Origin of the sequence: Rossellomorea aquimaris, assembly GCF_000935355.1 — a bacterium.
GTDB classification, from domain to species: domain Bacteria; phylum Bacillota; class Bacilli; order Bacillales; family Bacillaceae_B; genus Rossellomorea; species Rossellomorea aquimaris_B.
The window spans coordinates 182672-195714 of sequence record NZ_JXZC01000005.1; the positions used below are offsets into that span (position 1 = coordinate 182672).

General features: G+C 44.7%; 12 protein-coding genes. 5 read left to right on the forward strand and 7 right to left on the reverse strand.

Annotated features, from left to right (window positions below):
- Window positions 1-222: 222 nt before the first annotated feature.
- Both TV75_RS14045 and TV75_RS14050 read right to left on the reverse strand, forming a co-directional pair.
- Entirely contained in the window at window positions 223-2013 is a 1791-nt protein-coding gene (locus TV75_RS14045) for an X-X-X-Leu-X-X-Gly heptad repeat-containing protein (protein WP_044339412.1), read from the reverse strand.
- Window positions 2014-2015: 2 nt separating this feature from the next.
- A complete protein-coding gene (locus TV75_RS14050; protein WP_044339413.1) occupies window positions 2016-4073 on the reverse strand; it encodes an efflux RND transporter permease subunit in 2058 nt (685 codons plus the stop codon).
- 159 nt (window positions 4074-4232) lie between these two features.
- On the opposite strand from TV75_RS14050, the gene TV75_RS14055 reads away from it, so the two are divergent.
- The 3 genes from TV75_RS14055 (at window position 4233) to TV75_RS14065 (ending at window position 6773) form a co-directional block, all read left to right on the forward strand.
- Window positions 4233-4799, forward strand: a complete 567-nt coding sequence (locus TV75_RS14055) for a TetR/AcrR family transcriptional regulator (RefSeq protein ID WP_044339414.1) — start codon at window positions 4233-4235, stop codon at window positions 4797-4799.
- A gap of 613 nt (window positions 4800-5412) precedes the next feature.
- Window positions 5413-6216: a proprotein convertase P-domain-containing protein gene (locus TV75_RS14060; protein ID WP_156142445.1), complete on the forward strand. Its 804-nt coding sequence runs from the start codon at window positions 5413-5415 to the stop codon at window positions 6214-6216.
- Window positions 6217-6350: 134 nt separating this feature from the next.
- Complete coding sequence (locus TV75_RS14065) at window positions 6351-6773, forward strand: hypothetical protein (protein ID WP_044339416.1); 423 nt, start codon at window positions 6351-6353, stop codon at window positions 6771-6773.
- A 172-nt stretch (window positions 6774-6945) separates the two neighbouring features.
- Here the strand turns inward: TV75_RS14065 and TV75_RS14070 are convergent, their stop codons facing one another.
- On the reverse strand, window positions 6946-8040 hold the full coding sequence (locus tag TV75_RS14070) for a flavin monoamine oxidase family protein (RefSeq protein ID WP_044339417.1): 1095 nt from the start codon (window positions 8038-8040) through the stop codon (window positions 6946-6948).
- Between the two features lie 234 nt (window positions 8041-8274).
- Complete coding sequence (locus TV75_RS22145) at window positions 8275-8427, reverse strand: hypothetical protein (protein WP_172655772.1); 153 nt, start codon at window positions 8425-8427, stop codon at window positions 8275-8277.
- A gap of 108 nt (window positions 8428-8535) precedes the next feature.
- Here TV75_RS22145 and TV75_RS14075 point away from each other — a divergent pair, with 108 nt between their 5' ends.
- A complete protein-coding gene (locus tag TV75_RS14075; protein ID WP_044339418.1) occupies window positions 8536-8988 on the forward strand; it encodes a universal stress protein in 453 nt (150 codons plus the stop codon).
- Window positions 8989-9053: 65 nt separating this feature from the next.
- Here the strand turns inward: TV75_RS14075 and argH are convergent, their stop codons facing one another.
- Complete coding sequence (gene argH / locus TV75_RS14080; RefSeq protein ID WP_044339419.1) at window positions 9054-10448, reverse strand: argininosuccinate lyase; 1395 nt, start codon at window positions 10446-10448, stop codon at window positions 9054-9056.
- A complete protein-coding gene (locus tag TV75_RS14085) occupies window positions 10445-11656 on the reverse strand; it encodes an argininosuccinate synthase (RefSeq protein WP_044339420.1) in 1212 nt (403 codons plus the stop codon). Before TV75_RS14085 ends, argH begins: the two co-directional genes overlap by 4 nt.
- A gap of 209 nt (window positions 11657-11865) precedes the next feature.
- Between TV75_RS14085 and TV75_RS14090 the strand changes: the two genes are divergently transcribed.
- On the forward strand, window positions 11866-12183 hold the full coding sequence (locus TV75_RS14090) for a hypothetical protein (protein WP_044339421.1): 318 nt from the start codon (window positions 11866-11868) through the stop codon (window positions 12181-12183).
- A gap of 19 nt (window positions 12184-12202) precedes the next feature.
- Here the strand turns inward: TV75_RS14090 and TV75_RS14095 are convergent, their stop codons facing one another.
- On the reverse strand, window positions 12203-13042 hold the full coding sequence (locus TV75_RS14095; RefSeq protein ID WP_156142447.1) for an EcsC family protein: 840 nt from the start codon (window positions 13040-13042) through the stop codon (window positions 12203-12205).
- Window position 13043 lies beyond the last annotated feature (1 nt).

Below are 13043 nucleotides of genomic sequence, written 5' to 3' on the forward strand. Positions count from 1 at the left end.
GGATTTATTGATCCTTTTTTTTAAAAAATTGATTCGCCTTGTCGAGTTTTCTTTAGAGATGCAGGTAAGGATACGTTACATATAAATCATCTGATTCATTTCAAGCTTCCAAAGAGGTGGAATATTTAATGAGGTGATACTGAGAATTTTGAGAGCCAAAAAAATGACACAAAAGTGGCTCTTACCCAACCACTTTTGCGTCATTCATCAAATACTTTCAGGTTACTTAAACAAATCCATCAACAACTCCCAGAACCCTTTCTCTTTCTTCGGCTCTGCTTTCTTCGTTTCCTGTTCCTCTTTTTCGATGCTTTCGGTCTTGATCACAAATTGCACGGAAGACACTTTTTCGTTCTTGGAGGATACGAAGGAGACCGGTTTGAAATCGGACTTATCATATTCAGCCAACATCTTATTGATTTCCTCTTGCATTTTGTCAGGAAGGTTTTTCGTTTCCTGATGCAATTCGCTCGTTCCACTGTGAAGATCTGCGACTCCACCTTCTAATTCGTTGGTTCCTCCAGCCAGTTCGGCAATGCCTGAATGAAGCTTCCCGTAAGAAGTGGATAACTGACCCACGCCTTCTGTATAGCGTACCAATCCGGAGTGGAAGTCGCCGTAGTTGGCGGACAGTTCACCCAGTCCTTTTTGCAGCTGAGCAAACCCGCTCATATCCGTTTCTTTCAATGATGCAGACAGATTATTCGAGATGGACGTCAGCTGTCCGCTCATCTCGTTGACGGAACCGCTCACCTGATTCAAGGTCGGTTCCACGGCAGCGAAGGCTTCCTTGACGCTTGCATAGGTGCCCTTCACTTTTTGCGCAGCTTGATGTGACTCCACCAGTTTATCCACTACCTGGGGGTCCGCTCCGCTTTCATATAATGCAGCAATCTCTTCTTCCGAAAGCTCGGAAGCGGGGATTCCCGCCATCGCATCGTCCAATGCAGCGTAGGCTGAAGAATAGTTCTTCTGCAGGGTCGATAACCCATTCGCTGCTTGTGTCAGGCCATCTGCCAATTGGGTCAAACCAGCCGGCAACTCGTTCAAAGCTGATAAATCCATTTCAGCAGGATTCGCAGCCAGTGACTGATTGATGGTTCGCAGTGCATCGCCGATAGAATTCGAGGCTCCGATAATTTGAGACGAAGAACCGTTCAATTCACTGATGCCATTTTTATATTGAGCCGAACCATCACGCAGGCTCGCTGCCCCATTGTTCAATTGGGACACACCATTTTTCAGGTCGGCCACCCCGGTATTTAGCTTGCCGATGGCACCAGATAGCTCCGACATGTCATCCGTCATATTTTCTGTTCCCGTCGTATCGATTGGGAGTGTGGAAGGGACCGCGGCGATTTGAACTCCATCGAACTCAAAGTCCGCTACATCCGCTTCCACGCTTAGCTTTTTCTCTTTTCCAGGCATGACGGTAAAGGTGATTTGCTTATTCTTCCCAGCATTCGCCACCATTCCGTCTGCCGCTTCGATGTTCTCATACGCATTCGGCAGGTTCAGGGAAACCTGCAATAAATAATTCTCATAAAATACAGTACCTGCATTCTTATTTTCAGCAGTATCGATGTTGATTTCAAGATGTCCGCTTTTCCCCGCAAGTTGTGATGGATCGATTTTCTTCCCATCCAAGCTATACGATACCGTCACATCCCATGGTAACTTTTTATCTTCTTTCATGTTTCCTTGATACGTGAACTTTCCTTCAGGGGCATCCATTTCAACCTTCTGCCCCTCCAGCTCAAGCTTCTTCAAATCCGTCAGATTCTTGACGCTGCTGAATTCTCCGTAATCGAGGACCTTTCCGGCACGAGCTACCTCGAAGGTATTCACGACATAGATCGAATCCAGGTCTCCAGCTGCATTCAGTGTCGCGTACACGACTTCATCCTTCGAAGTGACCTTTCCTTCCGTTGCCGCCTGGGCCGGTACACTAAGAAATGAAGGCAAGAATAGCATCAATGCGAGTGCAGAGTAACGTAATTGTTTTTTTCTCATCATCATTTCTCCTCATAATAATGTGATTTATAGGTTGTTTTCTTGATTAATTTATCAAATACCAAGAGCATCGCCGGCAGGACAAAGAGGACCATGATAAAGGCAAGCAGGGCCCCCCTGCCCATCAATAGACCGATGGATCCAACGATCGGATTGGACGAGGTGATCCACAAAATAAAGCCGACACTCGAAAGGATCGCTGCCGAAATCGAAATCGAGAATGTCTTCTCATCCAGGGTTCTCACCATTGCTTCTTTCGCTGGCATTTCCTTGCGATAATGGGTATAGGCCTCTGTGAATAAAATCCCATAATCGACCGTCGCCGCAAGCTGTACCGTACTGATGATCAAGTATCCTACAAACACGAGTGGTGTATTCGTGAAATATGGAATCGACAAATTGATCCATACGGCCGCTTCAATCGTGATGAGCAATACTACCGGAATCGTAATCGATTTAAAGCTGAACAGGAGCACAAGGGCAATCGTCACGACCGTCAGCACATTCACGACCACATTATCCTTGTTGACGGTATTCTTGATGTCATAAAGCGTCACGCTCTCCCCAAGTGCCAGGGCTTTATCTCCATAGTAATCCGCCGCCGCTTTTTCCACTTTCTCTACGATGGAAAAAGGAATTTCACCTTCCGTACCCTGATTCGTGTTAATGACGATACGGCTGTAATTTTCAGAGTAGAATTCATCCGTGATTGATTTATCCAGGTAGTCAGGCGGGATCTCAGAACCAACCTGATTCACATACGCCATGACTCCTGTCACATAATCAAGTGCCTCGATATCCTCCACGAGTTCCTTTTCCTTTGCCACATCACCTTTAGGAACCAACAGAACGATGGGCGTCGTTTCCCCGAATGCCTCTTCCACCTTCTTAAAGTCACTTCCGACACGGGTGTTTTCCGGCTGCTCACCCGTCCCGTAAATAAATGAAGTATTCGTTTGCCCTAGGAAGGCTGGAACCAGAATCGCAAATACAAAGATCAGGCTCGGTACCTTCAGTTTCAGTACCTTGTTCCCGATCCCCGTGAAGCTCGGAACAAAGCTCTTATGCTTCGTCTTATCCATCCATTTATAGAAAACAAGCGTCAGTGCAGGCAGGAACACCATCACACTGATGAAGCTCAGGACGATCCCCTTCACGAGATTCACCCCGAGATCAGAACCGATCTGAAACTCCATGAACGTAAGGGCGATAAACCCGAAGAATGTCGTTGCCGCACTTGCCGTGATTGCAGGGAACGACTTCTTCATCGCAAGCTTCATCGCTTCTTCCGGATCATCCGTCACTTTCCGGTAATCAGAAAAGCTATGAAGCAGGAACACCGCGTAATCCAGTGACACTGCCAGCTGCAGGATCGGTGCAACCGACTGGGTGACGAAGGAAACCTCCCCGAGGAAGATATTCGTCCCCAGGTTAATGAGAACCGATACCCCGATCGCCGTCAGGAAGAACAGTGGTTCAACCCATGAAGTTGTCGAGATGACTAGAATCAGGATGATGAGGGGTACCAGTAGCATCCCTGCATACATCGATTCACTACCCGCCATTTTCTGAGAACTGGCCGTATTGGCCGCATCACCGGCAATCGCACCCTCACTGCCAATCAGCTCATAGATCTCATCGGTGATGCGGACCTCATCGCCGGTACGGACACTGATGGAAAACAGCGCATTCCGATCACTATAGTAATTCTCGACCGTCTCCTCGTCCGCCACTTCCAAAGGCGTCTTCAGATCGACCATATCATCCAGCCACATCACGTCCGAAACACCGTCTATGGCTTCCAGCTTTTCTTTATAGGCGAGTGCCTCCTGTATCGACACATCGGGCACCATGACCCGCGTATCGGGAACGTCACCCGTGAACTCCTTTTCCATGATGTCCATCGCCTGAGTCGACTGGGCATCATCTGGCAAGTAATCGACCATATTATAATTGACCTTCACAAAAAACTGCGCCACCGTCGACAGAAGCGTCACCAATATAAACGTCATCAATACAGCCTTCTTATGCTTTATGATCCATGCTGCTATATTTATCATTTCTCAACCTCACTTGTATCTCACACATTTTCACCTTATCATTATAATAAACACCGTGTTGGATATTCAACGGACAGTTGCATAAGGAATGTTCAATACTCAACACATCACTCACGTGTGTTGGATAACTCAGAAAAAGCAGGAAAGGAACGCTGATCGTTGAACTCAAAAATGGACAGACGAAAAAAATATACACGCATGGTTTTAAAGGACAGCCTGTTAAAACTACTGCAGGATAAGTCAATTTCAAGCATCACCATCAAAGAAATATGCGAAACGGCGGACATCAACCGATCCACTTATTATGCCCACTACTCAAACCAGTACGAACTGCTCGAAGCAATCGAAGAAGAATTCATCGAGGACCTGACCATCACACTTGGTCAGTACAACTTTTCAAAAGAAGAAGAAGCCCTGCAAATGACCGAAAAACTATTTGAATACATCGCCGACAAAAGCGACATCTGCGAGGCCCTTCTCAGCGAGAACAGCGATATGTACTTCCTCAAAAAAGGCATGATCATCACCCACGAATTCATCTTCAAAAACTGGATCACCGATAGCAGGCTGGATCAAGAAACCTATGAATACATCAATATGTTCATGGTGAGCGGAAGTATTCATGTCATCAAAAACTGGGTGGAGAATGGGATGGATAAGACCCCTGAAGAGATGGCGGGGATCTTGCACCGGTTTATTAATCGGGGGTTGTCGGGGGTTAGGTAGGTTTCCAGAACAAGGTTTATAACTCGATCGTAAAGCACATTGATTGAAACAACAAAGCAGTCACCAGCGGAAGTAAAAAGATGCCTGACACGTTTATTCTTAAACGTATCAGGCATCTTTTTTGAGCACTTTCGAATCTGAGGCTTTAAGAATTTGCCTGACGCGAAATTGAGTGTCCCATTCCTTACTTCTTACATCCTATTAAAATGGTGCGATAAACTAGAAATAGGTACTAGTAATCAATCCCTTACCATTCTATTTCTATCCTCTATTTTGTTTTTTCCCATTAATATTCATTGAACTAGAGCTTATTTAGTCTATATCACCAATGCACTTGTCCAACCGAAAACTAGTAAAGGTACATAAGATATCTTGTCTTGAATAAAAGACAAATACATTTTAATAGGAGGCTATATTAATGGCTTGTGAACCTTGTAATCAGTTAGTAGGTTTTTGTTGTACTTTTGTTGTACCAGAAGGATTCACCCCTGTACAGAATCCCGATGAGAGCTTTAATTATTCTGTAGCTTTTAACACGGATTGCTTGTTCTGTAACACTGAAACTTGTGAAACAGAATTGACTATCCCTAACCCATGTCCCCCAAATGCACCTTTGCTATGCCCAGTTACACTCAACCGGCTTGTGGCACAGGGGTCTATTCGGTATATTGCGTCCCTGGAAGTGATGGATAGCCAAGGAAATATCAGTCACATTTGCTGTCATGGGGAAAGTTGTGTAGACAATATTCTTTTATACACATGTGAAGGTGAAAATCCTTGCGAAGGTTTTGATCTGACTAATATCGATGTAGTGAATCAAACTGTAGAATCGGCTAATTGTACAAACGCATGCGACACAATTTTAACGTTTAGCGGCGATTTTGATTTCTGTGTTCCATCAACTGCTACCTTTAGTAACACTGGGACCATTACTATTCCTGGCGGCGGAGGCACATCGGGTCCAGCTGATCCTTATCCATCTGTCATTAATGTTGCTGGCTTGGACGGAACCATTACTAAAGTAACTGCTACCCTTAATGGATTTTCCCATACTTTCCCTCTTGATGTCGATGTGATGCTTGTAGCACCGGATGGAACAACGAATACCCTTCTTATGTCGGACCCTGATTCTGGTTCAGGTGTTACAAACCTTACTTTGACATTTGACGATGCGGCAGTAAACCCAGTTCCATGCGGCGGTATTCTTACTTCCGGCACTTACCAACCTACCGATTGCGCTGGATTCGTTGACACTTTCCCGGCACCTGCTCCAGTACCGAATGCTGTTGTTGCACTAAGCAACTTTAATGGTTTAAACCCGAATGGCACATGGAGTTTGTTTGTTGTAGACAATGCAGGTATTGATGCAGGTTCCATCTCTAACGGTTGGTCTATCACAATCACTACAACCTGCTAATAAAGAAATAAGTGAACCCTATTAAATCCTAAGAAGAAAAGAACAATAGGTTACTCAGGTATAAAGAGGTTTTTCTAATAACCTTTTTATACCTTGTTGTTCTTTATCACACAATAAGAAAGAAGGTATGCACTATGAATGAACAATTGCCCCTTTCACCCAAGACACAATCAACTGAAGTGATTGTGGAAGTCCTAGCTTACAAGCGTCCAAAAAAGCGTCCATCCAGCTGCGGATGCAATAAGAGAACCCGACCATCAGTTTCTTCCAATATCATTAAAAGTAAACAAGTTCATACTTATCAAAATCCCAAGAAGATCGAGCAGGTTCAAAACGTACTTAACCCTCATTCATCAAACTCAAAACAAGTTAACTCTACTCTATTAGAACCTGCACCAAAAGAAAAATCAGTTTTATTTACCGAGAAAAACTTGGTCTCCCATACAAATCAGCAAGAACCACAAAGAAATATTGAGAACCACAGTACTTTGAATAAGGTAAAAAGGTATTTTGACAAATTTTCCTTTTTCCGATGGCTAATGAAGCGAAATGATTGATGTAGCCACGGTGACAATTCCATTGATTCCATGGAAAGTGCATCAGTTAAATCAACTTGTTGATTCCAAATCGAAACACCCAAAGTAATTTGGTATCTAAAAATACTATAATCAATACGAGGTCCTGCATCTAAAAAAACATTCCAGATGCAGGACCTTTTTAGTCATATGTTTATTTTAGCTCCATCACTTCCATAACCGCACGCTCAGCGGACCGAAGTGCACCTTCAAGATGACCGCCATGTTCAGGGGATGTTTCTGTACCGGCAAATATGAGCTTCTTTTCCCAGGTTCCGGTAATCACCGGTGGACCATAGGCCGGAAAGCTGGTAAGAGGGGCTGCATCTTCTTCCACCGCAGTATGGGAATCAATGGACCAATCCTTGTATATGAGAGAAAGGGGTTGATCGGCATCCGCCCCAAAGAGCCTGGTCAACTGTTCTATGACAAGTTCGAGGATTTTTTCCTCACCCAGCTCTTGGCGCATATTAGCAGGTATCCCGAAGAAGCCAAAGAGTGCACCATAATCTGTATGGGGTGATGCATCATGGATTTCCTGTAAGGGACCGGCCCAGCTGGTTACCTGTCCGGAAAGTCCATTTTCCCGCCAGAAGGGACGTTCATAAATTGCAACCGCCTTCGCCTGTCCCGCCATCCACGTTGGTTTGTCTAACAGGCTTTTCACGATCTCATCTGGAAGTGAAGGGGAGAATTCAATGCGACGCTCCACGATTCGGGGAGGCAATGCTAGGATGACAGCTCCCGCTCTTATAATTTTCTTTCTTCCACCAGCTTGCTCTGCTTCAACAATGACCTTCCCCTCTTCATCCATTCGTATTGCGGTTACGCATGCATTCAATTCGACCGTCCCCTCAGGAAGAGTTTCTGATAAGGCGTCAATGAGTGCTTGAGCACCGCCAATAAGCCTAACAGACCTTTGAATAGCCCCTTTCGGCAACATATGCCGTTGGACGGGTTCATTTTTTGACTGTTCGAAAAGAATTGCTCCTTCAGTGTGCTGTACAAACGTCTGTAAGCCGAGTTCTTCGACAAGATACGTGATAGTGGGCTCATGTTCCGGCCAGAACCAGGTTGGTCCCAAATCAACCTTGCCAAAGTCCGGTCCATCCACGTCACTGCTCAACACTCTGCCGCCTATTCTCTGTCGCGATTCCAGTACAATGCACTCCATGCCTTTCTCAATAAGCAGAGAAGCCGCCCGGAGACCACTTAAACCAGCTCCTACAATGATTATTGGATCTTTCATTTCATTACCTCCGATCTATTTGTTCACTCCATCTATTTTTTAATGTTTATCTAATCCCAACAATGAAGCATCATGTCATAATAGAGAAGTTTAGCAGAACCATATGCCATTTTCACTTAAAACAGCCCCTGGCAAAAGATGTGCCAGGGGCTGTTTCCTCTATTTCACCTTGAATTTCATTGAATAAAAAAGCTTGCGGGCATTCATCGTCCCTACAAGCTCTCTATCATCTACCTACTTCTCATACTCTTCATTCTCATACGTGCCATAATGACCATTTTCCGTATCAATGACTCCGCTCGTATAAGAATCCATGATCTGCTGGCTTACCTGCTCGTTTGCCTGCTCATCATATGTGAACTGCTCTTTCGGATCTCTTTTCTTCATGTCGATTCCCCCTTATAAATAAGTAGTCGTTTCCCTTTTATTGTTCGAAAATTAGATACAGATATGAGTGGAAAAATATAGTATGATAAGGGTAAGGAGGGGATAACAATGAGTTTAAAATATCAGAACATATTAATAGCCGTTGATGGATCCAAAGAAGCAGAATGGGCGTTCAAAAAAGGGATTGCCATCGCTAAACGTAATGATGCAACATTATCATTGATACATGTCATCGATACCCGTTCCTTCGCGGCGATTGAATCCTACGATCGCACGGTAGGAGAAAGAGCTATCAAGTATGCTGAAGAATTGTTAGACGAGTACAAAGCAGATGCTGCAGAAGCAGGGTTAACAAAAGTGAAAACCTATGTCGAGTACGGTTCCCCTAAAGTGATCATCCCAAGAGAAGCAACCAAGAACGTCAAAGCAGACCTTATCATATGCGGCGCAACCGGACTTAACGCCGTCGAACGATTCCTCATCGGAAGTGTGTCAGAGCATATTACAAGAGCTGCCCATTGTGATGTTCTCGTTGTCCGGACAGAAGAATTGGATGAGTAATGATTTTATTAACCAAAAGAGCCGTTGAATGCAGATAGACTCTACGTTCAACGGCTCCTTTTTATCTAGACTGATTGAGCAGTAAATGTTTTCAATTGAGATTTCCCCTTCTCAATCTGCACCTTCACCTGCTCAAATCCTGTACCACCATAAGACTTTCTTCTTTCAACAGCCGAATACGGAGTCAATATCGAATAAATGTCCTCCTCTATCAATGAAGAAAACTCACCATACTCTTCCAATGTAATATCCTTCAGATAGCAGCCCTTTTTAATACAATAGAGAACCAGCTTCCCGACGATTTCATGGGCTTGTCTGAACGGAATCCCTTTTGTCGCCAAGTAATCGGCAAGTTCCGTCGCATTGGAGAAATCATTCCCTACCGCTTCCTCCATTTGTTTCGTGTTCACCTTCATCGTAGAGATCATACCAGTGAAGATTTTCAAAGATCCCACTACGGTTTTAACGGTATCGAACATGCCTTCCTTGTCTTCCTGCATGTCCTTGTTGTACGCAAGGGGCAAGCCCTTTAAGACGGTAAGTAGAGAGATAAGATTTCCATTCACTCTCCCCGTTTTCCCTCTCACAAGCTCCGCCATATCAGGATTCTTCTTTTGAGGCATGATGCTGCTTCCAGTCGTGAAGCTGTCATCGAGCTCGATGAAGCGAAACTCCTCCGTGGACCAGAGGATCATCTCTTCCGCCAAGCGAGAAAGATGGGTCATCATAATGGAGCTATTGCTCAGGAATTCCAGGATGAAATCACGATCACTTACGGCGTCCAGACTGTTTTCGTAGCATGAGTTGAACCCAAGCAGTTCAGCTGAATATTCCCGGTCAATCGGGAACGTAGTACCAGCCAGTGCCCCGGCGCCTAATGGGGATATGTCGATTCTTTTAAGAGAGTCAACGAGTCGTTCCTTATCCCGGTTGATCATCCAGAAATAACACATAAGATGATGGGCGAAGGAAATCGGCTGGGCACGCTGAAGATGAGTATACCCAGGAATGATCGTTTCAACATTTTCTTCCGCCTGAACAATGATTGCCTGCTGAAGATCCTCAACGAGTGTGACGATTTCCTCCACTCGTCTCTTTAGAAACAGATGCATGTCTGTCGCGATCTGGTCATTACGGCTTCTGCCTGTATGAAGTTTACCGCCGACCTCACCAATTAAATCAATCAGCTGCTTCTCCAAGTTTAAGTGGATATCTTCATACTCAACAGAAAACTGAAGTTCATTCTTTTCAGCCTTTCCGTAAAGAACATGAAGTCCTTCAAGGATTTGATCAGCTTCGCCTACAGTGAGGATACCGCATTTTTTTAACATCGTTACATGGGCGATGCTGCCTTCGATATCCTCAAGGACCAGTTCCTGATCGAAGGAGATGGATGCGTTGAATTCATCCACCCACTCTTCCGGTTTTTTTGTAAAACGTCCACCCCAGAGCTTGCTCATAGAGTCACTTTCTCCTTCTTTTCAGCGTTGACCATTGCTGAAACCTTTGTCGGCAGACCCCATAATTGAATGAATCCAACGGCAGCATCATGATCGAATTCATCCGCTTTTGTGTAAGTCGCAAGTTTCTCATCATATAAGGAATTAGGTGATTTTCTTCCTTCCACGATGGCATGCCCCTTGAATAATTTCACGCGGACGACACCATTCACATACACCTGTGTTTGATCAAGGAATGCCTTCAGCGCTTGATTCAGTGGCGAAAACCATAAGCCTTCATAAATCATTTCCGACATTTTCTTCTCGATCACAGGTTTAAAATGAGCAAGCTCCTTCACAAGCGTAAGATCTTCCAGTTCCTTATGTGCCTTTAACAGCGTGACGGCGGCTGGACACTCATACACTTCACGTGACTTGATCCCGACCAGACGATTCTCCACATGATCGATACGTCCGACCCCATGTTTACCAGCAATGATATTCAGCTTGGAAATAATCTCATCTAGTGGATGGGCAACGTGATCCAATTCAACAGGCACACCATTAGAGAATGTAATCTCGACCACATCAGCTTCGTCCGGTGATGCTTCAATGCTCGACGTCAAGTCGTATGCATCCTCTGGAGGAGCAGCCCATGGGTCTTCAAGTACACCACATTCATTGCTTCTTCCCCATAAGTTCTGGTCGATGCTATAAGGGGAATCGAGATTGATGGGGATAGGGATCCCTTTATCCTTCGCATATTCAATCTCTTCTTCACGTGACCATTTCCATTCGCGAACCGGCGCGATCACTTCTAAAGAAGGATTCAATGCCGCGATGGATACTTCAAATCTCACCTGGTCATTCCCTTTTCCCGTACATCCGTGGGCGACCGCTGTAGCATTTTCCTGTTCAGCGATCTCCACAAGCTTTTTAGCAATCAAAGGTCTTGATAGAGCAGAAACCAGCGGATATTTCCCTTCGTACAGAGCGTGACTTTGTAAGGCAAGAAGGGCATAATCATTCGCGAATTCTTCTTTCGCGTCGATCACATAGCTTTTTGAAGCTCCGACCTTCAGCGCTTTTGCTTGAACGAAATCCAGATCCTTTCCCTCTCCAACATCCAGGCAACACGCAATCACTTCATATCCTTTTTCCTTTAACCATTGAACCGCAACCGACGTATCTAAACCACCTGAGTAGGCTAATACCACTTTTTTATTCATCCGTATCTCCTCCTGTTAATCTATATATATTGAATAATTATTCTTTAAGATGAATTTATATTAGCAGTTTATCAGAAAATCATCAATACTTATTCATTAATTTGTATAAATATTTTATAAAATGATGTTGAGATTGCCTTCCTGCTGGGCTTGTCGGTTCATTTATTGTAGGATGAAAGAAGAATGATACGTAAGGAGCATCAGGATAGATGAAGAACGAATTTTTCTCATATAATTCAAGGCTCGGAATCTACCTTCCCCGATTCTTGAAGGAATGGCACTCTTATTCTTCTGAGGAACAGGAATTGATTCTTCTTGAATGGGAGCGCGTACGGGGAATGATTCCTGACCGGATCCAGGAAATTGAAGTGGAGATTGAGAGATTGCAGGCGGAATTGGCTCAAGAAGACAATTTCGAAAGGTCCTGCATGATCAATGGAGAGATTTCAGAGAGGGCTTCAGAAATCAATGATTTATGGATCTGGTACCGGACCAATCCGGAAAAAACACAAAGGGGGATGATGTGAGTACATCATCCCCCTTTGTTTATTGATCATTTTTCTTTTCACGCAAATAGCGGTATTGATAATACTTTTCCGCAAAATCAGTGATTTTCCTGGAAAGCTGATAATTGGATCCAGCCCCGATGGCGATGCTGACAAGAGGAAGACCTGACCATTTCTTCCCTTTGAACATGGTGATGGCCATTGCTTTTAGTGCCTGCTTCATGGACCCTTCCAGCCACGTATAGTCTGTCAGCTGCTCCGATCCGTCATAGAAGTAATTGGAATCCTTCTTATTCAAGTCCTCCATCAGATCTTCCCAGGCAAGTGCCCGAAGCCTTGCCGGCAGCGTGGCTGCATGGAACACCTTCAGTGACGTCATCATTTCAAATGGGGTCTGAACGTCAAATCCATAGGTGATGGCAATGAGCTGCACCGAACGCAGATTGATGACAAGCATGGCAGGAAGATCTGAACCGATCGCCACCAGGCCGCCTGTCCCCGTCACCCCTCCTTGTATTAAAGAGTAGATGCGATGACGTCCCGCATGTTGTTCCGCTATGTAATGAAGCTGATCGATCGTTAAATAATGAAGATCCTCAACCGTCTGAATATCTTGATTAAAAGCTCTTGCCGTCACAAGGATGCGCTCACGTGCATCGTTTTGCATCTGTGAGCCTTGAATAAGAGAATGCATGTGAAACAACCAGCCATCCAGACGCTGGAAAAATTGAGCCTGAACATCTTCCGGGATCGATTCAAAGGCGTAATCCAACCATTTCACATATGTATGCTCCAAATCATTCGCTTCGTATTCAAATAATTCATCTCTCCACGTCTTGATCGACTGCCATACCTGCTTATCTCGTTCTGACCAGTTCACT